The 21606-nt window shown below is 48.8% G+C and carries 21 protein-coding genes and 2 tRNA genes; 6 read left to right on the top strand and 17 right to left on the bottom strand.

Annotated features, from left to right (window positions below; genetic code table 11):
* Nucleotides 1-57: 57 nt before the first annotated feature.
* The 3 genes from D1627_RS06295 to D1627_RS06305 all read right to left on the bottom strand — a co-directional run bounded on the left by D1627_RS06295 (nucleotide 58) and on the right by D1627_RS06305 (nucleotide 2348).
* Entirely contained in the window at nucleotides 58-300 is a 243-nt protein-coding gene (locus D1627_RS06295) for a hypothetical protein (RefSeq protein ID WP_119431385.1), read from the bottom strand.
* Between the two features lie 133 nt (nucleotides 301-433).
* Complete coding sequence (locus D1627_RS06300; protein WP_119431386.1) at nucleotides 434-1204, bottom strand: SDR family oxidoreductase; 771 nt, start codon at nucleotides 1202-1204, stop codon at nucleotides 434-436.
* Nucleotides 1205-1322: 118 nt separating this feature from the next.
* Nucleotides 1323-2348 carry a metal-dependent hydrolase gene (locus tag D1627_RS06305; RefSeq protein ID WP_119431387.1) on the bottom strand — a complete coding sequence of 342 codons (1026 nt, stop codon included), beginning with the start codon at nucleotides 2346-2348 and terminating at the stop codon, nucleotides 1323-1325.
* Between the two features lie 105 nt (nucleotides 2349-2453).
* Between D1627_RS06305 and D1627_RS06310 the strand changes: the two genes are divergently transcribed.
* Nucleotides 2454-3491, top strand: a complete 1038-nt coding sequence (locus tag D1627_RS06310) for a potassium channel family protein (RefSeq protein WP_158607153.1) — start codon at nucleotides 2454-2456, stop codon at nucleotides 3489-3491.
* Here the strand turns inward: D1627_RS06310 and D1627_RS06315 are convergent.
* The 7 genes from D1627_RS06315 to D1627_RS06345 all read right to left on the bottom strand — a co-directional run bounded on the left by D1627_RS06315 (nucleotide 3488) and on the right by D1627_RS06345 (nucleotide 9254).
* Nucleotides 3488-4654, bottom strand: coding sequence for a hypothetical protein (locus tag D1627_RS06315; protein ID WP_119431389.1), 1167 nt, complete (start codon nucleotides 4652-4654; stop codon nucleotides 3488-3490). The genes D1627_RS06310 and D1627_RS06315 overlap by 4 nt on opposite strands.
* 66 nt (nucleotides 4655-4720) lie before the next feature.
* Entirely contained in the window at nucleotides 4721-5455 is a 735-nt protein-coding gene (locus tag D1627_RS06320) for a DUF3307 domain-containing protein (RefSeq protein WP_119431390.1), read from the bottom strand.
* Nucleotides 5445-6107: a SatD family protein gene (locus D1627_RS06325; protein WP_119431391.1), complete on the bottom strand. Its 663-nt coding sequence runs from the start codon at nucleotides 6105-6107 to the stop codon at nucleotides 5445-5447. The genes D1627_RS06320 and D1627_RS06325 overlap by 11 nt, the downstream gene beginning before the upstream one ends.
* Before the next feature lie 168 nt (nucleotides 6108-6275).
* Nucleotides 6276-6348: transfer RNA gene (locus tag D1627_RS06330), tRNA-Thr, on the bottom strand.
* 57 nt (nucleotides 6349-6405) lie between these two features.
* Nucleotides 6406-6478 (bottom strand) — tRNA-Thr (locus tag D1627_RS06335).
* 134 nt (nucleotides 6479-6612) lie between these two features.
* Nucleotides 6613-8631: a DUF349 domain-containing protein gene (locus tag D1627_RS06340; protein WP_233555529.1), complete on the bottom strand. Its 2019-nt coding sequence runs from the start codon at nucleotides 8629-8631 to the stop codon at nucleotides 6613-6615.
* Between the two features lie 53 nt (nucleotides 8632-8684).
* Nucleotides 8685-9254: a YqgE/AlgH family protein gene (locus D1627_RS06345; protein ID WP_119431393.1), complete on the bottom strand. Its 570-nt coding sequence runs from the start codon at nucleotides 9252-9254 to the stop codon at nucleotides 8685-8687.
* Between the two features lie 249 nt (nucleotides 9255-9503).
* Between D1627_RS06345 and pdxH the strand changes: the two genes are divergently transcribed.
* The 4 genes from pdxH to D1627_RS06365 all read left to right on the top strand — a co-directional run bounded on the left by pdxH (nucleotide 9504) and on the right by D1627_RS06365 (nucleotide 13354).
* Nucleotides 9504-10154 carry a pyridoxamine 5'-phosphate oxidase gene (gene pdxH / locus D1627_RS06350; protein ID WP_119431394.1) on the top strand — a complete coding sequence of 217 codons (651 nt, stop codon included), beginning with the start codon at nucleotides 9504-9506 and terminating at the stop codon, nucleotides 10152-10154.
* Nucleotides 10155-10209: 55 nt separating this feature from the next.
* Complete coding sequence (locus tag D1627_RS06355) at nucleotides 10210-11508, top strand: DUF1015 domain-containing protein (protein WP_119431395.1); 1299 nt, start codon at nucleotides 10210-10212, stop codon at nucleotides 11506-11508.
* Nucleotides 11474-12058 carry a Maf family nucleotide pyrophosphatase gene (locus tag D1627_RS06360; protein WP_119431396.1) on the top strand — a complete coding sequence of 195 codons (585 nt, stop codon included), beginning with the start codon at nucleotides 11474-11476 and terminating at the stop codon, nucleotides 12056-12058. Before D1627_RS06355 ends, D1627_RS06360 begins: the two co-directional genes overlap by 35 nt.
* A 111-nt stretch (nucleotides 12059-12169) precedes the next feature.
* Complete coding sequence (locus D1627_RS06365; protein WP_119431397.1) at nucleotides 12170-13354, top strand: class I SAM-dependent rRNA methyltransferase; 1185 nt, start codon at nucleotides 12170-12172, stop codon at nucleotides 13352-13354.
* An 80-nt stretch (nucleotides 13355-13434) separates the two neighbouring features.
* On the opposite strand, the gene D1627_RS06370 is transcribed toward D1627_RS06365, so the two are convergent.
* From D1627_RS06370 to D1627_RS06380, 3 genes are all read right to left on the bottom strand, one after another.
* Nucleotides 13435-14835, bottom strand: a complete 1401-nt coding sequence (locus D1627_RS06370; protein WP_119431398.1) for a methyltransferase RsmF C-terminal domain-like protein — start codon at nucleotides 14833-14835, stop codon at nucleotides 13435-13437.
* A 48-nt stretch (nucleotides 14836-14883) separates the two neighbouring features.
* Nucleotides 14884-15273: a (deoxy)nucleoside triphosphate pyrophosphohydrolase gene (locus tag D1627_RS06375; RefSeq protein ID WP_262697019.1), complete on the bottom strand. Its 390-nt coding sequence runs from the start codon at nucleotides 15271-15273 to the stop codon at nucleotides 14884-14886.
* Between the two features lie 95 nt (nucleotides 15274-15368).
* On the bottom strand, nucleotides 15369-16352 hold the full coding sequence (locus D1627_RS06380; protein ID WP_119431399.1) for an acyltransferase family protein: 984 nt from the start codon (nucleotides 16350-16352) through the stop codon (nucleotides 15369-15371).
* Between the two features lie 135 nt (nucleotides 16353-16487).
* Here D1627_RS06380 and D1627_RS06385 point away from each other — a divergent pair, with 135 nt between their 5' ends.
* Nucleotides 16488-16994, top strand: coding sequence for a hypothetical protein (locus D1627_RS06385; RefSeq protein WP_119431400.1), 507 nt, complete (start codon nucleotides 16488-16490; stop codon nucleotides 16992-16994).
* 53 nt (nucleotides 16995-17047) lie between these two features.
* Here D1627_RS06385 and D1627_RS06390 read toward each other — a convergent pair whose 3' ends face one another.
* Genes D1627_RS06390 through sdaAB form a run of 4 tightly spaced genes read right to left on the bottom strand, consistent with a single transcriptional unit; the run spans nucleotide 17048 to nucleotide 21574 of the window.
* The gene (locus D1627_RS06390) at nucleotides 17048-18037 is read right to left on the bottom strand and encodes an NAD(P)H-dependent glycerol-3-phosphate dehydrogenase (RefSeq protein WP_119431401.1); all 990 of its coding nucleotides are present in this window, start codon (nucleotides 18035-18037) and stop codon (nucleotides 17048-17050) included.
* A gap of 5 nt (nucleotides 18038-18042) precedes the next feature.
* Nucleotides 18043-19413: an efflux RND transporter periplasmic adaptor subunit gene (locus D1627_RS06395; protein ID WP_119431402.1), complete on the bottom strand. Its 1371-nt coding sequence runs from the start codon at nucleotides 19411-19413 to the stop codon at nucleotides 18043-18045.
* Between the two features lie 5 nt (nucleotides 19414-19418).
* Nucleotides 19419-20882, bottom strand: a complete 1464-nt coding sequence (locus D1627_RS06400; RefSeq protein ID WP_119431403.1) for a TolC family protein — start codon at nucleotides 20880-20882, stop codon at nucleotides 19419-19421.
* A gap of 14 nt (nucleotides 20883-20896) precedes the next feature.
* Complete coding sequence (gene sdaAB / locus D1627_RS06405; protein ID WP_119431404.1) at nucleotides 20897-21574, bottom strand: L-serine ammonia-lyase, iron-sulfur-dependent subunit beta; 678 nt, start codon at nucleotides 21572-21574, stop codon at nucleotides 20897-20899.
* Between the last annotated feature and the right edge of the window lie 32 nt (nucleotides 21575-21606).

A 21606-nucleotide genomic window follows, 5' to 3' on the forward strand; every position in this document is an offset into this window, starting at 1 on the left:
ATGATAGTTATTTTAATGAGGCAAGTTAGGCAAAAAAGCCGTTACTGGCTATATAGCTTATTCCTTATTTTGGCTTTTAGAGTGCCCTTTATGCGTTTTCTCTCTCGAAACCTTGTCAAGGTCCTGACCCATTTTCGGGTTCTGCTTCTTCCAGAAAGGCCGCCCTCGGTACTCCCCTTGCCCGTGCGGATGCACCATGCGCACATGGCACGCAGCAATTGGGCAGGTTGGTTTACAAGAAATTACAGTAGATGAGATCAGCGCAAGGCCAAGTATGAAAAACAATCGGTTTTTTGCCATGAGGTTAGGTTTAAGAGAGCCCCATGATATAGTCGGGCTCACAAATCCACATCATACAAAAATAAGCATTTTTTCTTTAAAATAACACTTACACGCAGCTTAATTAGTGGTCTCAATTATGCATTTGCCGGGTTTACAGCGGGTGAAAACCGTTGATGGTAAAACCACCGTCCACGGCAATGGTTTGACCAGTTATGTACGCTGCCGCAGGCATGCACAGATACGCCGCGGCGCCTGCCACATCCTCAGGCTCGCCAACTTTTTGCATCGGTGTTCTGCCTACAACATTATCGTAAAATTCCTGGTTCTGTAGCACTGTTTCGGCCAGTGGCGTCCGGATGTACCATGGGGCTACGGCATTTACTCTAATGCCGTCCTTGGCCCACTCGGCGGCTAGGTTGCGGGTTAACTGGGTAAGCGCGGCTTTGGTCATGCCGTAGATGCTTCCGGTGCGCACGTGCACTAGGCCGGCCACTGACGTGATATGCACAATATTGCCTTGTTTTGACTTCTGAAGGTATGGATATAGCAACCTGTTCAGCTCAAAGGCTGATTGGAGGTTTGTGTGCATGATAAAGTCATACTCTTCCGGCGTGTAATTTGCGGTAGGCTTCCTTACGTTCGTACCCGCATTGTTAATGAGAATGTCAAGCATACCCCACTCCTTTTGCACGTACTCTACTACCCTGGCCCGACCGGCTTCGGTACTGACATCGGCTGAAAGAATATGTAGGTGCTTGGAGTGCTCTCGTTGAAGTTGCTCGAGGTCTTCGCGCTTGCGCGCCACAGCCAGCACTTCTGCGCCCAGATCTATAAACTCTTTTACGGCTGCTGCACCAATGCCCTTGGAACCACCCGTTACTACTGCCTTTCTGCCTGTGAGCAGCCATCTGTTTTGCGCCATTGTTTGTCTTTGGTTACGGTTAAATAATCGAAGCTTATGTTTAAAGTGATTTGTTTCTTTTTTAATACCCTATGTTATAAGCGGTTTTAAGGGCAAGATATAATTGCTTTGCCCATGCTTATTGATTGCCGAGTATACGGTTCCAGTAAGCTAGTAGGTATGTTTTATCAACTTTTGGCCTGTTGTTAATCTCTCTAAAACGAAGCTCGCCTTGGGGGTCCTTCCATACTTTGTACACGAACACGTAACCGCCACCGCTTTTCTGCCAGCCATCAAACTTACCGAAACGCAGGTCATTTATCAGCAAGCTGCCATCGGTTGGGTGCTTTTCTACGGTGTAATACCCTTTGGTTAGATCTAATAGTCTTTCCAGTTTTGGATTGCCTCTGTAAGGTGCGAGCAAACTGGCCTGCTGTAACTCAAAATCATACGTTATTGGCTGCCCTTCTTTATCGAGCAGTGAATGAAAGCCATTGTAAAAGCCTCTTTCTGTTTTTGCGGTAACCGACCAGAAAATCGTGTTTAGCGGGGTGGGTTTGCTGATGTATGAGATGTATGCTACTCCTTGCTTCTTTAGCGTAACTTCGAATGCCTTGTTGGCCATGCTTTTGGCCGCAAAAGACCATGCCAAGTAACCCGTGCTAAGCAACAACCCAGCATAATTCAGCTTTGCGCGTAACGGGCTTTTCCTATTAAAAAAGGCTACGGCTCCGACCAGTATCAGAAACGGGAGCGTGTAAAACGGGTCAACCACAAACACATTGTAAAATGCCACACCATAATTTGAGAATGGCCAAAAAAGTTGCGTGCCCCAGGTGGTGCAACTATCCAGGAGCGCGTGCGTGGTGAAGCCCAGAAAAAATAGTAGCGTCCAGTGGAGATAGGTAGCAGGTTGGTTTCGATATATTCTGTGCAGCAGCCAGCCAAGTATGGGCGATGCTATCAGGGCAAAAAGTAGCGAGTGCGTCATAGACCTATGGAAGCTAAGTTGCTGTACCGTGTCCAGCCATGGGTTCAGGAGCACATCTAGGTCGGGAATAGTACCGGCTATGGCGCCCCAAACCAATGCCTTGTTACCTATCCTTCGGCCAGCAACAGCCTCGCCAACCGAAGCGCCCAATACTATCTGCGTTAAAGAATCCATGCCAAGTGTTAGTTAAGTCTTATGTGGTATTCGTGGGTTTCGCAACTAAGGCTGCACCATAAAAGTATAAACTATCCTGTTTGCACCCAAAGCACCCTACTTTCTATGAATGATGTAATTTACCTGATCATAGGTATACTTATACTTGGCACAGTCTCTTATGATTTAATATATACCACTTTCTCGCCGCGCGGTGCCGGGTTTGTGAGCAGAAGCGTCTCCACTGTTATTTGGCGATCACTCTTTTGGCTTAGCAGGCTCTTCAAATACTCAAAGATGCTGAATGGTGCTGGTATTATTATCGTGGTTTCTATCCTGCTGAGTTGGGTCATGATGCTTTGGATAGGCAATGCTTTTATTTTTCTTTCGGATACCGATGCTGTGGTTAACAGTACCACTAAAGTGCCGGCGGGCCTTGTTGAGCGTATTTACTTTACTGGCTACAACCTCTCCACCATGGGCAACGGCGACTATATGGCCGGTACCGACGGATGGCGCATTTACACTGCCTTTATCTCCTTCTCTGGCTTAATCATGATTACAATAGGCGTAACTTACATGGTGCCGGTGCTTTCCGCTATTACTTCCCGGCGTGCCCTAAGTATACGCATTACCAGTATTGGCCAGAGCCCACAGCTAATGTTGCTGAACAACTGGAACGGCAGTGATTTTAAGCAGCTTGAATCGCACTTCGAAAATTTGGCTCAGCCTGTAGCAGAACAAGGCCAGTCGCATTTGGCGTATCCGGTGCTGCATTTTTTCCACCACACCGATAAGGAGGCTGCGCTCCTGCCAAACCTAGCCGCCCTTGATGAGGCGATTACGATTCTGCTGCTTTTTGTGCCTGAAGACAAACGCCCTGCCAATAATGTCATCATTCCGCTGCGGCAGGCCATTACTACTTTTCTGGGATCACTTACTGTGCTTTACCTAGACCCGAGCAGCGTGCAGGAACCTAGCCTTAACATCAAAAAGCTACAGGAGTCTGATATCCCGTTAGAAAAGCCAGATACTTACAAAATAGAAAAGTTAAATAAACGCCGCCGTATCCTGAAGGCTATGCTGGATTACGACGGCTGGGAGTGGGATGAGGTTAGCGCTCCGGCCTTCGACCCGAAAATGGACCTGCCCGAAATGGTTTAGCGTATTATCGGTGCGCGCTTAAATTCTTTTGTTCTATCAAAAAGATAGCGGTACGTTGCGTGTGTTTTATAGATGCGCCCGCCAATCTGCTCTACCAAGTGCATCATCTTGGGGTTGAAGTCCCCTATCCAGTTCATTTGCAGGTCCTGGTATGGGATGCTCGGGTTGCTTTGGATTACTTTTCCGGCTTCTACAATCATAGCTGCTTCAACACCCTTTGACTGTTGCTCCGGCGTAATGCCGAATACAATGCCATACATGGTGGTGCAGGCTCCCCGCCAACGATGGAACGCGAATTTCAGCTTGCCCCATAGGTTCATATTGCCATTTACATGCTTAAACAGCGTGTTTAATTCTGGGATGGCAATAAAAAAGCCCACTGGTTCCTCGTTGTAGTAAGCAAACCACATAATACGCTCATCAATTACGGGCTTAAGCGTGTTCATAATAATGGTGGCTTGCGCCTCGCTCATGGCCTTTACGCCTTCGTGCTTTGCCCAGCCTTTGTTATAAACCGTTCTAAAATCCTCTGTGTATTTTTTCAGGTCTGATTTATCCATGTGTTGGAACCGGTAGCCTGGGTCAGCCAGGATGCGTTTTGCCTTTTCGTTATACTTTTCAGGAAGCGGGTCATCCACTTTCCGGTAGTAAGTAAATTGGCGGAAGTATAACCCGAAGCCATAGTTCTCTAGCAGTTTTTGGTAGTACGGAAAGTTGTAGTGCATACCATAGGTTGGCGGGTAAAAACCGTCTACCAGCAGGCCCCACCACTTGTCGCGGTCCCCAAAGTTTATTGGGCCGTCCATGGCTTCCATGCCGCGCTCCTGCAGCCAGTTTCGGCACGCATCGAAAAGCATGTTGGCTGCTTCCTGGTTGTCTTCACAATCGAAAAAGCCCATGCCGCCGGTTGGCTGCTCAAAAGTGCGGGCCGTTTTTTTGTTGATGAACGCGGCGATGCGCCCAATCGTCCTTCCCTTGCCGTTTTGAAGAATCCAGCGTGTTGCCTCCCCATCGCGGAGCAGTTTGTTCTTTTTCGGGTCAAAAACGTTGTTGATGTCTTTGTCTAGCGGGCGGATATAATTCGGGTCTTTTTTGTACAGGCGCACCTGCATCATCAGGAACTCTTGCGCGAGTTCGGGGGTGGTTACCTCTATCAGTTTCATTGGTTATCTCTGGATCAGGACCGCTAAGTAAGTCATTATCCCCAAAAAAAGGAAGCGCATTTGCTGTCAGGTTACTAAAAGCCCGGTAAGTATGGCCAGCCCAAAGCTCATCAGTGTGCCGATCAGGATGTACTCCGTTAGCTGCATGTCGTGCTTGCCTCGCAGGTCGCCGAAGCGAAACACGGATTTAGCCGCCAGCAAAAAGCCTATGGCCTCCCAGTGCCCCTTCAGTATAAACGTGAGCACCAGCAACCGCTCTATTATGCCAATCCACATGCCGGCTTCTGCCAGGCTGGTTTTAGGCTGTGCTTCGCGATTGTCTTGCAAATGTGTTAGCGGGTTCGGCTTCCAATGGCTGATGAGGGTTTTGATGAGGATGGATGCCGGCTTGGTCACAAACAAGTACGCCGTGACAAGTTGCCAGGGCAGCACAATGTCGTTTAGCGCTTTCCACACCTGTATGCGTGAGAAAAGTACAGCGGTCACCACAAGTATAAGCAGGTGCAATGCCTGATCTAGCAGGAACCATACTTTGCTTTGTTGTGGATAGCGTTTCTGTAGGGCAGTTTTTGCGATGTCTATCAGCAGGTGCGTGCCTGCAATGGCCGCCGCAAAAGGCCAGAATGCAAATTGCCATACTACCAGCCAGGCCAGCAGGCCATGAACAAGGGCATGTGCATACATTAGCGGCGAGCGCCAGGTTTTTTGCTCTTTCTGTGCCACCCATTTGTTCGTTTGGAGCACAAAGTCTCCCATCAGGTGCACAAATACCAGTTTTAACAGAATTGGGCTACTCAGCATGGCACAGGGCTTTTAGCTGGTTTCTAAAGTATGATTCAAAGTTCAGAATAAGCTCTATGTGTGATTTGGCCAGGCGCCAGTTGATGGTAGGCTGCGTGAGCGACAATTGTTCTGCCAGTTCTTTCTGGGTCATCTCAGGGTGCATCATTCGGTAGTATGCAATCTCGTTTATGGGCTGGCTCCAGTCGTTCATCAGTGTTTCCACCAGGGGCAGGCTGGCGGCCATACTTTCATTCAGCGCTTCCCAGGCGGTGCTTATCTTTATTTTCTGGCCAGATTCGTTCAGCTGGTCTAGCGTGAGGCCCGACAGTTGGTATGCCTCGCCGTCAGATTCGCGCACTGAGTTGGTTTCATGGCCAGCTTGTCCAATACCTATAGCAATGCGCACGTCAGCTCCCTGCTTGTAGAACTCCGGAAGTGCCCTCAAACCCGACCGAATCAGTAGCGCAGCCCGCAGCACATGCTCTGGTTGCTGCCACTCTACCTGAAAGCTATCGCCCCGGTATACTTCCCACTTCAGCGGTTGCTGCTCCTCCTGGCTTAAAAAATGCAGGATCTCTTTCAGTCGCTCTAGCCACTGGGTTTTATCCTTTATTATCCGCGAGTTTACCACATCGCCTGTTAATACTGCTAATATATTTTTTTTGCGCATCAACTAATAGATATGAGCATCTATACTTTCCTAATATAGATTTATGAGTCTATAATTAATAAATATAGATGAAAGTGTCTATAAATGAAAGAATCAGGTTAGAAAAAAGCGGAAAAGGCTTAAAATAAAAAAGCCTCCAGATTTCTCTGAAGGCTTTCTCTTAAAATGAGCCCCCTGCCGGGATCGAACCAGCGACCTACTGATTACAAGTCAGTTGCTCTACCAGCTGAGCTAAGGAGGCTTGTACTTATGTTGAACTAAAAAGCAGATGCAGTACAAACATTTGCTTTTGGAGTTGAGCCCCCTGCCGGGATCGAACCAGCGACCTACTGATTACAAGTCAGTTGCTCTACCAGCTGAGCTAAGGAGGCTTAACCTTTATTTTTGAGCTGCTTTATTGTGTTAAAGCGTTGCAAAGGTAGGGCTAAGATTTAATTCTGCAAATACACCCCGCAAAATTTTTCGCCTGACTTTACTAAGCTTTTGAAAGTCAGGCGAAAAATTTTTAACCTCTAAAGGCGTCAAGCTGGTGTTGCAGTTGCGAAATGCGTTTTTGGGCATCGGCAATGCGACCCTCATATTCCTCACGCAACTTGTCGGCGTTTTTAGAACGGGCAAAAAACTCTATGTTGGTGCGCAATGTCTGTATATCATTTTGCAGTTGCGAAATCTCGCGGCGCAAAGTGTTCTCCCGTTGGTGCAGTTTATGGCCAGCATCCGGGCTGTGTTTGATGCGCTCAACCTGCAGCTTTACAAGCAACTCAGAGCGCTCTTCCGGGTTTAGCTCCGGTACGCACTCCAAGTATTTCTCCATCAGAGAAATAAACTTGTCTTCAGTTTTAGGGCTGGTGCGCTTAGAGCCTTTGTCTGTATCGCGCCATTGCTGTACAAAGCTGTTAAACTCATCAACAGAACCGGTAACATTTGGCTGCGACAGTTTTTCGGTGATCTTGTCGCAGATCTCCATTTTCTCGGCAGAGAGTTTTTCAAGTTCGGCGGAGCGTTCCTGCTCGTGTCCTTGCCTGCGATCGAAAAACTCGTTGCAGGCCGCCCTGAAGCGCTGCCAGATTTTATCGGAGTGCTTGTCGGGAACACGGCCAATGGTTTTCCACTTCTTCTGAAGCTGGATGAGTTTTTCCTTGGTGTTGTTCCAGTCGGTGCTGTCTTTTAAACTCTCTGCCTCTTCGCATAACTGCGTCTTTAGCTGCAGGTTTTGCATTTTCTGCTCATCAAGCGCTTTAAAGAACTGGTTCTTGTGCTGGAAGAATGCTTTATAGGTGCTCCAGAAGGTTTTGTTTACTTCTTCGGCATGCTCCTTTGGCACTAACCCGGCATTATCCCACTCTTCTTTCAGCTTCTGGATTTCATCAGTTTTATCTCGCCACTCGTTGATGCGATCCGTGTTAAAGCCAGAAAACGCTTGCAAACGCTCCAACAGGCCGCGCTTCACGGTGAGGTTCTGGAGCTCGCGTGTTGAGCGCTCCTCGTGGTAAGCGCGGCGGCGCTCATGCACTTTTTCAGAAGCCTGGATAAACTGGTCCCAGATAGGGTCGCGTTGTTCGTTTGGCACAGGGCCGATGTTTTTCCACTCTTCGTGCAAATGGCGCAGCTCCTGCAGGGCCTTGTTTATACTTGGCTCGCCCTGAAGCGCCTGCGCCCGCTCAATAAGTTGCAGCTTCGCCTCAAGGTTGCGCTTGCGGTCCAGCTCCTTCATCTCGAAGAACATGCTGCGGTTATTGTAGAAAATGTCGAGCAAGGCGTGATACGAGTTCCAAAGCTCCTGTGCTTCTCCGGAAGGTACCTGGCCAATGGATTTCCACTCCAACTGCAATTTTTTCAGCTCGTCGCCGCTGTTTTTTGTTTCGGCAGACTCTACGAGCTGGCGGAGTTGGCTTAACAACTCTTGTTTGCGCTCTAGGTTTCGCTGGCGTTGCTCTTCTTGGTTCTGGCGCTGCTGGTGGCGGGTGTCACGGTAAGAAGTAAGTAGTTTTTCAAGGTCCTGATGCTCGGGAGAAGTATGGTAATCGAAATCTTCCTCAGTACCTCCCTCCTCTTTAAACCGGTCCAGCGCTTCGTTGCGCTCGGCCTGAAATTTCTGGTCATAGGCCCGCTGCATCTCGTTTATAGTACGGAACTTACGCATGGCATCAGCACTCTTAAGCACGGATGTCATTTGCTGGCGCAGTTCGTTTAGGGGAAGTGCGCTGTAGTCCATGGCTTCATCATCTTCCTCCTCTTCGTCGTCATGCTGCTCGGTGGTAGAGTTCTTGTTTGCAGCCGGAGCCGCGGTTGCTTTCTCACCTTCCGATACATCGGTGTTGGCCTCAACAAAGGCTTTAGTTATTTTTTCGGAAGCGTCGCTTTCCGCTGGGGTGGCCAAATCAGGCTTTACCTCTGGCTGTTCTTCCTTTGATACCTCCTGGTTGTGGTTTTCAGGTGTATTGCCGTTCTCTGATACTGCCTCTGGCTTAGTGGCGGCAGTTTGATTCTCTGTTTTGTTAGCCTCAGCTCCGGTAGTGTCCATATGCTCTTTATCGGTTGTTATGTCTACTGTGTTTGGTAAAACGGTTAAGCGTTTTAGTTCAGGCGAGGATCGTCTGGATAGTTGCTCAGCACCTTAAACTTCCCACCCATCTCGCGCAGAATGCTGCGCCAAAGGGTTTCTGTGTCCAAATTAAATAATTTATTCGCAGCATTGTTGTTCACAATCCAAACATTTTTGTCAATCTCCTCCTGTAGTTGCCCGGGCGTCCAGCCGGAGTAGCCCAGAAAAAAACGGATATCGTCTTTTTTTACCTGGCCCGTATCGATCATGGTGCGGAGCATCTCAAAATCACCGCCCCAATATACGTCCTGAGCCAGTTTAACGGCCTGGTGCAGGCCGGGCAGGCGATGGATGTAGTGGAGCGTGTTGTATTGCACAGGCCCGCCTATCCCTAAAGTCATGTCAAAATCATCACTGAACACATCCAGCACATCAGATAGGTTAAGGTTGGAGGCGCGGTTGAGCACCAGGCCAAAGGATCCCTCATCTTCTACATGGCTGCACAGAAGCACTACGCTGCGTTCAAAGTTCGGGTCGCCCAGGTAGGGTTCCGAAATAAGTATGCTGCCATTTTGCGGTTTTATCTCCCTATTATCCGTCATCAATCTATCCTCACGTTATAACTGTTGCAGGTAATTAAATTTGGGCAGGATGCCCTCAAGCTTTAATTTAAGCGTTTTATACTTCTTACGCAAAGCATTTAATATAGTAACAAACGGGTGCCAGATACCTAAACGAATGCAGCCTGTTTAAGTGGCAACCACAATTGCCAACACATGGCCTGGCAGTGTGCAAGTATAAAACTTTAAGAGCAGCGGATATTTTTTTAATTTTGACCAAAACCAGAACCTATGGCACTTTCACAGAACATTGCGGATATCCGAATAAACTATTCACGGCAGGAACTGACAGAAGCTTCCGTGTCGCAAAACCCGACGCAGCAGTTTCAGCAGTGGTTGCAGGAAGCCCTGGACGCTGAAGTGGATGAGCCTACGGCTATGGTGCTTTCTACCGTAAGCGGTACTGGCAAACCATCTGCCCGCGTGGTACTGTTAAAAGGCCTGGATGAGCAGGGATATACGTTTTTCACAAATTATGACAGTCGTAAGGGCCACGACTTGGAAGAGAACCCGTACGCCAGCCTGACGTTTTTCTGGCCTGCGCTGGAGCGGCAGGTGCGCATTGAGGGCAAAATCGTGAAAGTGGCTGCCGCTGAATCCGACACATATTTCCAGAGCCGGCCAAAAGGGAGCCAGATTGGGGCCTGGGCCTCGCCGCAAAGCCAGGTTATTGAAGCCCGAGAGGTTTTGGAGCAGCGCGAGCAGGAGTTCAGCGAGAAATTTGCCAACCAGAATGTGGTGCCGCGCCCTGCGCACTGGGGTGGCTACCGCTTGCAGCCCGATCGCCTAGAGTTTTGGCAAGGGCGCCCAAGCAGGCTGCACGACCGCATCATGTATGTGTTAGAAGGCCACAATTGGGAGATCAAGCGCCTGGCTCCCTGATCTGAAGTATAAACAATCGGGCTTCAGACAGATTTATACTTTGTAAAACGACTACATGGCAGAGATACTACCACTGCGTGCCTGGCGCTATAACCGCAGGCTAAACGATAATATCGACCAACTTACCTCACCGCTGTTTGATGTGGTGTCGGAGAAGCAACGGGAGGCGCTGTACCGCAACCCCATCAACAGCATCCACTTGTCGGTGCCGCGCGGCAAAACACCATCAGAAAGCGCGGCCGCACTGTTGCAAGTCTGGAAAGATAAGGGCGTTTTGCTGCAGGACGAGCTGCCGGGGATTTATGTATACTACCAATACTTCCGGTTGCCTGGCAGCGATAAAGAGTATGTACGCAAAGGCTTTATCTGCAATATAAAAGCCTATGATTGGCATGAGCGCGTGCTGCTTCGCCATGAGAACACGATCCCGAGCGCCGTTAACGACCGCATTGAGCTGCTGGTCAAAACAGAGCTTAACTCGAGCCCCACGCACGGTCTGTATACAGATACTACGTTTGCCCTGGAGCCATACATGGATGAAAGCATCAGGATCCCTATTTACGAAACAGAGGATTACCAGGGTGTGCGCGATGTGCTGGCGGTAATCCATGACCATGAAGTGATTCGCTTGTTCGTGGAAACTATAAAGAGCAAGCAGATATTGTTGGCCGACGGGCACCACCGCTACGAAGGTTCGCTGGAGCACCGCCGAAGTATGATGGCGCAGAACCCGAACCATACCGGTTTCGAGCCATACAACTACCACCTCATGTACCTGACCAACTCCGAGCACGATGATTTACGCATTTTGCCCACGCACCGCCTCTTGCAGCAACTGCCCATGCCAGAGGAGGATTTCCTAGGGCGCTTAGAGGAGTACTTTGTGGTAACGCCAAAGGAAGACCCATACGAACTGAACGAGGTGATTATGGGTAAGCCGTGGGCCTTTGGGCTGTACCTGAATGGCAATGCCTTTAAACTTCGCCTGAAGCCGGAGCAGCATCAAACCATCGACTGGAATTTTCCGGAGGAAGTGAAGCAGTTGGACTTAACAGTGATGCATTACTTTATCTTTGAAAAGATACTGGGCATTTACCGCCAGGAGCAGCGCGACTACAAGGGCCTGAGTTACGAAAGAAATTTTACCGCCTGCATCCGGAAAGTAGATAAGGGCGAGGCGCAAGTGGCATTGATTACCAACGAGGTTACCATGGAGCAGGTCAAGCGCGTCTGCAACAGCGGCGCCATTATGCCCCAGAAATCAACCTTTTTCTACCCGAAAGTTATCTGCGGATTTTTGTTTAGCTCAATCAAAGAAAATGAATTTACAACGGCCACTGCTGCTTGCCTCTAACTCCCCGCGCCGCAAGGAATTGCTGTCTGGGTTAGGCCTGACGTATGAATTATTGCTAAAGGAAGTACACGAAGATTTTCCGGAGCACCTGAAACGCGAGCAGGTTGCCGAGTACCTTGCTTCGCACAAAGCGGATGCTTACAAGGAAGATGTTACAAATGAAGCGCTGATAACGGCAGATACCATTGTTTGCCTCGGCGACAGGGTGATGAACAAGCCAGCCACGTATGAGGAGGCGCGCGAAATGCTGAAAGCCCTCTCCGGCCAGACCCACGAGGTGATCACGGGTGTTTGCATCCTCACCAAAGAGAAAAAAACGGTGTTTCATGATAGTACTAAAGTATACTTTAAGCCGCTATCCGATGCAGAGATCCATCACTATATAACGCATTATAAGCCCTATGATAAAGCCGGGGCCTACGGCATACAGGAGTGGATTGGCATGGTCGGTATTGACCACATCGAGGGCTCATACTTTAATGTGGTGGGCTTGCCGGTGCAAAAACTATATCAGAAACTGGTAGAACTGGGCATTCTTGCAATAACATAGCGCGCGTTTTAAAAAGAAAGGCCAATACAGGCGAAATACCTACCTTTGCAAAAAAATCATACTTGCTCATGTTTAAAAGTATAAACATGCGGCAGTTCTTAAGCAATTACGATGTCACTTACCAAATTATACTTAGCGCCGGGCAAGGAGCACTCGCTGAAGCGCCAACACCCTTGGGTTTTTTCCGGGGCAATCAGAAAAGCGGACGGAGAGCCGGCCGAGGGCGATGTGGTGGAAGTATACTCCAGCAAGCGTGAGTTTTTGGGCATGGGCCATTATGCGCCTGGCTCCATTGCCGTGCGTATCTTTTCGTTTGAGCAGGCCGAGCCGGATTATACTTTCTGGAAAGGCAAGGTTCAAAAAGCCTATGACTACCGCCAGCGCCTAGGCCTGGTAGATAACCCTAACACAAACGTGTACCGCTTAGTGTATGCCGAAGGTGATGGCGTGCCCGGCCTGATCGTTGACTTTTATAAGGATACCGCCGTAGTGCAGACGCATACTGTTGGTATGTATGGCGTGCGCGAGCATGTGTCTAAAGCACTGCAAGAGATATATGGCGGCAGGCTGCGTGCCGTGTATGACAAAAGTGCTGAGTCGTTGCCGGCCAAAGGTCCGGTGCAGGCGCAAAATGGGTACCTATATGGCGAGTCTGAAGGCGGTGTGGTGGTAACCGAGAATGGCAACCAGTTTTTCATTGATTGGGAAACCGGACAGAAAACGGGCTTCTTTATTGATCAGCGTGAGAACCGCGACTTACTGGCGCGCTACGTAAAGGATAAAGCCGTTTTGAACACTTTCTGCTATACAGGCGGCTTCTCGGTGTATGCCCTGAACGCAGGTGCTACGCTCGTGCATTCCGTGGATGTGTCTAAAAGAGCGATCGAACTGACGGTGAAAAACGGCGAGCTGAGCCAGGCACCAGAAAAACACGAAGCTTTCGCTGTGGACACCTTTGAGTTTCTGAAGGGTAAGGAAGATATGTATGATGTGATCGTGCTGGACCCTCCTGCCTTTGCCAAAAGCCAGAAAGTGCGCCACAATGCGCTTATGGGCTACAAGCGCCTGAACGCCGAAGCAATGAAAAGAATTAAGCCGGGCGGTATACTGTTCACCTTCTCCTGCTCGCAGGTAGTAGACAAGTACCTTTTTAACAACACCGTAATGGCTGCTGCGATTGAGGCGGGGCGCAACATTAAAATCATGCACCATCTCTCCCAGCCTGCCGATCACCCGATCTCTATCTTCCATCCCGAAGGTGAGTACCTGAAAGGTTTGGTGTTATTTGTGGAGTAGTATTTTAAAGATACCAAGTATAAAAAGAAGGCCGACCTTAATTAAGGTCGGCCTTCTTTTTATACTTGGTATGAGGGGTATTACGCGTTAAATTTCAGCACACCTTCAGGCAAATCAGTAGGCAGCTCCATACGGATGCGCCATTCTTTCGGGTAATAGTTGTTCATGCGGTTGCCAATCTGCTTTGCCCAGCCAAGTGGTAAGCCGTTGTACTGCAGCAAAAGCCAGTCGTTGCCGTTTGTGCCCAGGTTAATGTCCTCTTTGCGTAGATAACGGAGCGCCTGATCCAGGTTAAGATCCGCCACCTCAAAAGCATCTTTATTTAAATGCTGCGAAAGCGCCAGACCCTGCAGTGGTTTCAGTTTTTTTCCTTTCACTTCTGCCAGTTCAATTCCGGCGTACAGCACATATAGGTTTTGGTATACTTCGTCAGCAGCTTCGAAAAGGTTTTCAGGCAAAGCAGAGATTACCTCGCCGTACTGCAGGAAAGTATACTGCTCAGGTTGCTCCAGCCAGTTCTCTACCAACGTTTTCTCTTTTTTTCCGGCCGGAGTAAGTTTATACTTCTTCTTTCTGCTTTTCCCATGTATAACCTCTTCTGCATCTCCTTGTTTGCGCATTACGGCCATGAAAAAGCCCTCACCCTGTACACGGTGCGGGTAAAACCTGTACCCTTTCACGCCCTGCAGTTCGGTTTGCTCCACGCCCCAGCTTGGGTCAAATTGAAGATTTATACTTTCAGCGCCTTCCTGTTGTGCCAGCCAGGCTATGTTCTCCTCATTTTCTTGCTCGTTCCAGGTGCAGGTGCTGTAAATTAGCAGGCCGCCAGGTTTCAGGGCGTCCCAAACATCCATCAGAATACGCTGCTGGCGCTGGGCGCAAAGCTTTACGTTTTCCTCGGACCACTCTACCACGGCTTGCGGATCTTTACGGAACATGCCTTCGCCACTGCAGGGCGCATCTACAACCATTACGTCAAAAAAATCGGGAAGCCTGCTAAAGTCACGCGGGTCGTTGCTGGTTACTAGTGCATTGCCGCTTCCCCATTTGGCAACGTTTTCGGCTAGTATAGATGCTCGGCTACGAATAACCTCATTCGCCACCAAAAGACTGTCATCGGATATAAGGCTGGCCAGGTGCGTTGATTTACCGCCTGGCGCGCCGCACAAATCCAATACGTGGATTGGTTGTGTGAGGTCTACGCATTGCTTCAGGGCCTGCTCCACAAACATAGAGCTTGCCTCTTGCACATAGTAAGCACCAGCATGTATGGCTGGGTCCAGAGTGAAGAGCGGGCGCTCGGGTAGGTAATAGCCGGCTTCAGCCCACGGCACAGGCATTAATTCTGGCTTAAGCGAAGTTTTGGCCTTGTTTACACGAATACTGACTGGCGGCGCTTGTTGCAGCGCATTCAGGAAATCAGGATAAGCCGAGCCTAGCAGGCGCTGCATGCGCGCGGTAAAAGAATCAGGGAATTGCATGCTGCAAAGGTAGGGCTAAAAAGCAGCTTCTGAAAGTATGGTAAAATGCTAATGCCCTTTTAGCTGGAGCAACTCCTCTACGATAGGAACATCAGCTGGGCACCAGTCATACTGCGTCAGATCCGAGTACTGAGCCCATTGGTAGGCGGTATGCTCAACCAAATTAATTGCCCCATGATGGTACTTGCAGATATAAGGAATGAGCTCGATCGGCCCGCTGGAAGACGTGTAGCGGACTGGGGTTAACCGTTGCAATGGCTGCACATCCAAACTAAGTTCCTCTTTAATCTCTCGGATAAGGCACTCAACTTCGGTTTCGCCGGGTTCTAGCTTCCCTCCCGGAAATTCCCAACGAGAAGGCTCCGGCATTGAATCGCTGCGCTGTGTTACCAACACACGATCATATTGCTCCATAATAGCACAAACAACTTTTATCACAGGCTTGTTTTCTTTAGCGAGTATCTAAAGCTAATAAAATACTGCTAATATATGTGCCTCTTATTACAATAATTCCGCATGTTAAGCGATGCACTTCATAGCTGCCATTTTTTCTCTGCTCTAAAAAAACTATACCCTACAATAATGCAAATAGCCACATTAGTGAGTAGCGGGTAATCCTGCTGTGCCAGCCCAAAATATATTACTTGCACCAGGAAAATGTGGTATGAGGCCTTGCCTAGCTCTGCCAGAAGCCGCAACGGAACTTTGCCGGAGGATGATGGCAACACACGTATGGTGAGCCAGACAAGAAAAGCTGCGTAACCATACGTAAAAACTTGCTGCAATTCCCATGCTGGCCTGAACACTGCCGACAGATCAAGGTTTCCGTAGGCTAAAAACCAAAGCATGGCTATTGAGGAAACGGCTAGCATGGCCAGAATTAGAAAGTAAGGCTGTCTCAACGGTAATTTAACTATCCGCGATAACCAAAGCCCATAAACAATTGCCGTAAAGTATCTCGGGAAAGCTGCATCATGCAGATAGTTGTTCTCATCGAAAAAGCTAAACTCTGTGGCCCAAACATGATACGCAAGCTCGGCGGCAAGCAGTAGAACCGAAGTCACAATCGGTTTTCTACTGAAAGCATAACCAATAATGGGGAGCAACACTATGGACTGCAGTAAAAGCGTGATGAAATAGTTGCCTCTGCCTGTTACAGGGAGCACGCCTACCCATGTATAGCTGTCGAAGGTGAGCACTTCTTCTTCCTGAATCCACTCCCAAGCCAGCCCGATCGGTACGCACAAAAGAAAAACGATAAAGTATGGGGTTAGAATACGGGTAGCTTTTTTGAGGAAGTATATTCTTGTGTACAGTTCATTTGCTTGTGGAGATTTGGCGTGCACACTTAAGCCCAGGTTTAAGCCCATCACAATCATAAATAGCGGAACAGCCTGCCAGATATGGTAAATGGCATAGCTGTCTAGCAAATCCTTGCGGGTAAGCGAGTGCAGAAGCAAAACCATTATGATGGCCAGGCCTTTGATGACATCTATCTGCTGCAGGTGCTGCTTCATGAAATGGTTAATTTGAGCGTATTGCAATGCGCTGAACCGATCGGCAAATTGCCAGTATTTATACTTCCAGTGTATTTAAAACCTTCTGGAGCGTAAACAAAGTATAAACAGGTGTTACAGATACAGACTTACAACATGCAAATTAGCCTGAATTACCGATTCCTGATTGCCCTGGCAAGTGTGCTCGCTGCGTTTTCAGCAGTGCTGAACTTTGCGTTGGTGCAACTGTTATGGGCTAAAAGCAGTTACGTGCCGCTGTGGGGGCCACATAGTATCGCCATGCACTTCATGGCGTTCAGCATTCTATATGGGTTTATTCTTAGCTGGCTGGCTACAAAAGCTACGCGCAAGGCTTTGCAAACGCAACGCGTGTTACCCTTGCATTGGCACCTTAAAAGCCAAACAGTGATAGACCGGCTTCCCTCCAGTACCTTTAGCCGTTCGTTTATGCTAGGGTTGTATGGAGCAGCCATCTCGGGTATTATGCTTTACCTAATGGACCTTAAGGCCCTATACTTTCTTAACAGCAAAGAGTTTTTGATACTATCCAGCTTATATGCCATCTGCTTTTCCGTAGCTATTACCACGATGGCCGTTTACCGAGCACTCGGCGACCGGGTATTCCAGAAGGCTAAAGTATAAAAAGCACATCCTTTAGAGGATGTGCTTTTTATGTAAGTTGATGTTTGTTGTCCTTATTTAAACTTATCCTTTAGTATCTCAAACTCCACAGCAGGGGAAATACGCTCGTAAAGTATAAGGTATACCGCATTGGTGATAGGCATATCCACGTGCAGTGTTTTATTGAGTTCGTAAATGCTTTGAGCGGCATAATATCCTTCTGCCACCATATTCATCTCAATCTGTGCTGATTTAACAGTGTAGCCATGCCCGATCATGTTGCCAAATGTACGGTTGCGGCTGAATTGCGAATAAGCCGTAACCAGTAGATCTCCCAGGTAGGCCGAGCCATTCAGGCTGCGGTGCATCGGCATGATGGTGTCCAGGAATCGCTCAATCTCAAACATGGCATTGGATACCAGCACCGCCTGAAAGTTATCGCCAAAGTTTAGCCCACGGGCTATGCCACAGGCTAGCGCAATAATGTTTTTCATCACGGCACAGTACTCAATCCCGTCCAGGTCATCGAGCGGGTTGGCCTTTACGTAGCGGTTGCGCAGCAACTCGCAGAAGCGCTCTGCCGTGGGAAGGTCGTGCGAACCAATTGTCAGATATGATTGCTTTTCGAGCGCCACTTCTTCTGCATGGCAAGGGCCAGCAATAACCAGTTGGTGCGAGTTAGGCACTTCAAACTCCCGCTCCACATAAGACGTGATCAAGATATTCTCCTGCGGGATCATCCCCTTGATTGCGGAAACAACCACTTTGCCTCTTAAAGCATCTGCCGGTAAATTGGCAAGTGCCAGCTGCACGAATGCGGCTGGCACTGCAAGTATAACCCAGTCTGATGACGCAACAACGTCCTTTATATCAGTAGAGGGCTTTACAAAATTCAAGTCAAACGAAACCTGGCTAAGGTAGCGCGGATTATGTTTGTAATTGATCAGGTGCTGGACGTCGTTTTCGTTGCGCATCCACCAGTTTACCTGCGATTTGTTTTCGGAGAGGATTTTAACCAGCGCTGTGGCCCAGCTTCCACCTCCTAATACTGCTACTTTTTCCAATACGCTTAGTCTTCGTTAGTATCTGCGGCGATGGCTTGTTTGTTTAAAGACGCCTCATCCTTTACCGCTACTTTTGCACCGTCTTTCAGCAACTTAGACACGGCTCTAAACGGACCTGACACCACTTTTTGGCCAGGCTTTAAACCGCTTACGATCTGGATATTCTCAAAATCGCTGATGCCTGTTTTTACTTTAACCGTTTTTACGCTGTTTGTGGCTTCGTCGTATACAAATACAACTTCTTCTACCTGTGCCGCTGGCGCAGCTGCTTCCTGCTGCTCGCCTTCATCTTCAGGTTTCTCGCCACCCTGCGGCTCAGCAGAGCGTGTAGTTACCGCAGACAAAGGTACGGATAAAACGTTAGATTTTCTTTCTGTGATAATGTCCACGGAAGCGGTCATGCCTGGGCGGAACGGACGGGAAGTAGTTTCGCGAAGGTGATCGTAAGAGCGGTTGATTAAGCGGATGCGTACTTCAAATTCAGTTACTGCCTCCAATGTAGTTGCATCTTTAGCAGTGTTGGCAATAGAAGTAACCACACCTTTAAACTTCTCGTCGCGGCTGGTGTAGGAATCAACCTCTACAATAACTGAGTCTCCGAGGGCTACGCGGATAATGTCGTTCTCGTTCACGTTTACGCGTACCTCCATGTTGTTCAGGTTAGCAATGCGCATAATCTCGGTACCGGCCATTTGAGAGGTGCCAACCACGCGCTCGCCCTGCTCTACGTTCAGTTTAGAAACAATACCGCTAACCGGTGCGTAAATGGTGGTTTTGTTCAGGTTTTCGCGCGCATCTTTTAAAGATGCCTGCGCGTTTTGCACGTTATACTCGGAGGCGCGAACGCTTTGGCGGGCCGACTCAACTTCTTGCTTTGTGGCCAGGTAGTTTGCCTCAATTTGCTGCCACTCCGACTGCGAAATCACTTTCTGTGCGAAAAGCGGTTTGTTGCGCTGGAAGTTCTGCTCTACCTGTGCAAAGTTTGCCTGTGCCTGTGCCAGTCGTGCCTTTGCCTGCGCTAGGTTGGCGCGCATGGTGTTAACAGAAGCTTGCTGTGCATCCACCATCGACTGGTAGTTATCAGGGCGGATACGGAGTAGAAGTTGACCTTTTACAACGGAGTCGCCTTCTTCAACATTCAATTCAATGATTTCTCCAGAAACGTCCGGGCTGATCTTCACCTCGGTTTCGGGCTGAATCTTGCCGGAGGCGCTCACTTTTTCTACAATGTCTGCGGATTTAGCTTCGGCGAGCACTACTTCGGTGCCTTCCTCCTTGCCTATCCAGCCCTGCATTTTAGCCACAATGATAAATACCAGGAATACCAGCAGTACGCCGATCAGAATGGGGATTAGCTTTGATTTTTTCTTAGCCATAGTTTTTAGAAAGATATGTCTTTGCCTTGGTAAAAGTCTAGAACTTTGAGTTTGAAGATATAATCATACTTAGCCTGCAGTAGCTCAGACTGAGCGCTACGGAATGTATTGGCCACAATAACATACTCCACGGAGTTTATGACGCCAGCGTTCAGGCGAAGCTCGGCATTCCGGACGTTTCTCTCCGAAGCCCTCACCTGCTCTGCTGCGGCTGTATACTTGCGCCTAGCGGCCACCGCGTCTACATATGCCTGTTCTATAGTCTGGCGCAGGTTGTTGCGTGCAATATCCGCGTTCAGGTCAGCGTTTTCCTGGGCAAGTATGGCTCGTTGTACGCTATTGCGTACCTGGAAACCATTGAAAACTGGAACTGACAGCGATAAGCCGACGTTTTTACCTACGTTATCCTTCGCTTGGTCAAAGAAGGAATAGTCGCCGTAAACGGGTGCCTGCTGCTGCACATAAAACGTTTGCGGCTGGGTGCCTTGTGGGTCAGTAAAGAGTGTTTGCTTTATAAAGACATTCTCACGGCCCAGCAAAAAGTCGGACGTACTGGCATAACGGGTATTGATTCCTGCTCCCAAACTTAAACGTGGATAGTAGTTACCTTTCGCAGCATCCACGCCTTTTTGCGCGCTTTCAACCCGCAGGTCAACGGCCTTAATGGCTGGGAGCGTTTGCAAGGCAACATCATATACTTGTGCTGCATCGGCTACGATTGGGTTTTGCCCCGGCTCTGGCAGCTCAGGTATCTCTATCTGAAACTCCGTGTTAGCCTGAATATTCAACAATTGCATCAGGTTTAACCTGGCAATGTCGCGCTGGTTCATGGCATTGATCACATTCAGTTCATCAGTAGCGAACTGAGACTCCAGGTCAAGCACGGAGTTCTCGGCTACGCTGCCGGCGTCAAACAGTATGCGGGTCCTGTCCAACTGCTGCTTTGTAGCATCGCGCTGCAGTTCTGAGGTTTTAATCAGTTCATCAGAGAAAAGAACATTAAGGTATGATGTTACAATTTGTATGATGATGTCGTTTTGTGTCGAAAGCACATCCTGCTTGCTCGCCTCCAGCTCAAGCTTGTTTTGCTTGATTAGGTTGTTGAGTCTGAAGCCTTGAAATAAGGGAACAGAAGCATTGGCAGAGAAATTTGCAGTTTGCGCTTCCTGTGTCTGAACGGTGAAAGTAACCGGGTCCTGAAAAGAACCGCTGTTAAAAAAATAGCTGCCGCTGGCATTTAAATTAGGCAGCCTATCCATCCGCGACTGTTTGTAGTCTATTTCGTTAATTTGTTTGTTTAAGGTGCTTTGCCTTACCTGCAGGTTATGGGTTTTGGCATACTCCACGGCCTCCTGCAAAGTCCAGACGCCATCGCCGTTTGGGTCTTGCTGTTGTTGTGCCATAGCCGCCGGCGCACTTGCCGCAGCCAGGCCTAACGCCAGCAGTAAGTTCTTTGATGTTTTTTTCATAGTAGGTATACTTATTATAGATCAATGTTAGGGATATAGACCACATGCTTCACCCAGGCAAGCTGCTTCAGGTACTCCAGCGTGATAGGCTTTATGCCCGAGTCCATTTCAATAAACTGGCGCGCCCGGTCGTTCTTACCCTTGCGCGATACGTTCATGGTGGCAATATTGCATTCGTCGTGGGCCAGAACCGAAGCGATAAAGGCGATACTTCCTTTCACGTCGTCAGCATCAATAATCAACGTATGGAGTGTGGCGGAGAAGTTGGCTGAAAAGCCATCTACTTCAACTATTTTTATCACGCCACCCCCCCGGCTTTGCCCTATTACTTCAACCTCGCGCTCTCCTGCTTTCAGGTTTAGCTTAATGGTATTGGGGTGCATGGTGGATGCATTGCCCACCGAACGAAACGTATACTTTAAGCCACGCTCTTTTGCGAAATCAAAAGCTTCTTTAATGCGCTTATCATCAGTTTTAAAGTCGAGCAGGCCAGCCACTATGGCGCGGTCGCTGCCATGGCCCTCATAAGTGCGGGCAAAGGAGTTATAAAAGGTAATGGTTGCCTCCTGTGGTGCGGCCCCCAAAATGCGAATAGCCGCTCTGGCAATCCGAACCACCCCAGCCGTATGCGAGCTGGATGGCCCTATCATCACTGGCCCGATCATATCAAAAACGCTGCTTTTCTCAGCCATACTTTATAATATCGTAAAAATCAAATTTAGCA

The sequence above is a fragment of the Pontibacter oryzae genome, assembly GCF_003576375.1.
In the GTDB taxonomy this organism is placed as follows: domain Bacteria; phylum Bacteroidota; class Bacteroidia; order Cytophagales; family Hymenobacteraceae; genus Pontibacter; species Pontibacter oryzae.

Excerpts from the sequence above, each read along its gene's own strand:
- D1627_RS06300 (WP_119431386.1), bottom strand. The coding sequence starts at position 1,204 with ATGGCGCAAAACAGATGGCTGCTCACAGGCAGAAAGGCAGTAGTAACG.
- D1627_RS06295 (WP_119431385.1), bottom strand. The coding sequence starts at position 300 with ATGGCAAAAAACCGATTGTTTTTCATACTTGGCCTTGCGCTGATCTCA.
- D1627_RS06310 (WP_158607153.1), top strand. The coding sequence starts at position 2,454 with ATGAATGATGTAATTTACCTGATCATAGGTATACTTATACTTGGCACA.
- sdaAB (WP_119431404.1), bottom strand. The coding sequence starts at position 21,574 with ATGGCTGAGAAAAGCAGCGTTTTTGATATGATCGGGCCAGTGATGATA.
- D1627_RS06400 (WP_119431403.1), bottom strand. The coding sequence starts at position 20,882 with ATGAAAAAAACATCAAAGAACTTACTGCTGGCGTTAGGCCTGGCTGCG.
- D1627_RS06380 (WP_119431399.1), bottom strand. The coding sequence starts at position 16,352 with ATGAAGCAGCACCTGCAGCAGATAGATGTCATCAAAGGCCTGGCCATC.
- D1627_RS06325 (WP_119431391.1), bottom strand. The coding sequence starts at position 6,107 with ATGCGCAAAAAAAATATATTAGCAGTATTAACAGGCGATGTGGTAAAC.
- D1627_RS06305 (WP_119431387.1), bottom strand. The coding sequence starts at position 2,348 with ATGGATTCTTTAACGCAGATAGTATTGGGCGCTTCGGTTGGCGAGGCT.
- D1627_RS06365 (WP_119431397.1), top strand. The coding sequence starts at position 12,170 with ATGTCACTTACCAAATTATACTTAGCGCCGGGCAAGGAGCACTCGCTG.
- D1627_RS06345 (WP_119431393.1), bottom strand. The coding sequence starts at position 9,254 with ATGACGGATAATAGGGAGATAAAACCGCAAAATGGCAGCATACTTATT.
- D1627_RS06370 (WP_119431398.1), bottom strand. The coding sequence starts at position 14,835 with ATGCAATTCCCTGATTCTTTTACCGCGCGCATGCAGCGCCTGCTAGGC.
- D1627_RS06320 (WP_119431390.1), bottom strand. The coding sequence starts at position 5,455 with ATGCTGAGTAGCCCAATTCTGTTAAAACTGGTATTTGTGCACCTGATG.
- D1627_RS06360 (WP_119431396.1), top strand. The coding sequence starts at position 11,474 with ATGAATTTACAACGGCCACTGCTGCTTGCCTCTAACTCCCCGCGCCGC.
- D1627_RS06315 (WP_119431389.1), bottom strand. The coding sequence starts at position 4,654 with ATGAAACTGATAGAGGTAACCACCCCCGAACTCGCGCAAGAGTTCCTG.
- D1627_RS06395 (WP_119431402.1), bottom strand. The coding sequence starts at position 19,413 with ATGGCTAAGAAAAAATCAAAGCTAATCCCCATTCTGATCGGCGTACTG.
- D1627_RS06355 (WP_119431395.1), top strand. The coding sequence starts at position 10,210 with ATGGCAGAGATACTACCACTGCGTGCCTGGCGCTATAACCGCAGGCTA.
- pdxH (WP_119431394.1), top strand. The coding sequence starts at position 9,504 with ATGGCACTTTCACAGAACATTGCGGATATCCGAATAAACTATTCACGG.
- D1627_RS06385 (WP_119431400.1), top strand. The coding sequence starts at position 16,488 with ATGCAAATTAGCCTGAATTACCGATTCCTGATTGCCCTGGCAAGTGTG.
- D1627_RS06340 (WP_233555529.1), bottom strand. The coding sequence starts at position 8,631 with ATGGACACTACCGGAGCTGAGGCTAACAAAACAGAGAATCAAACTGCC.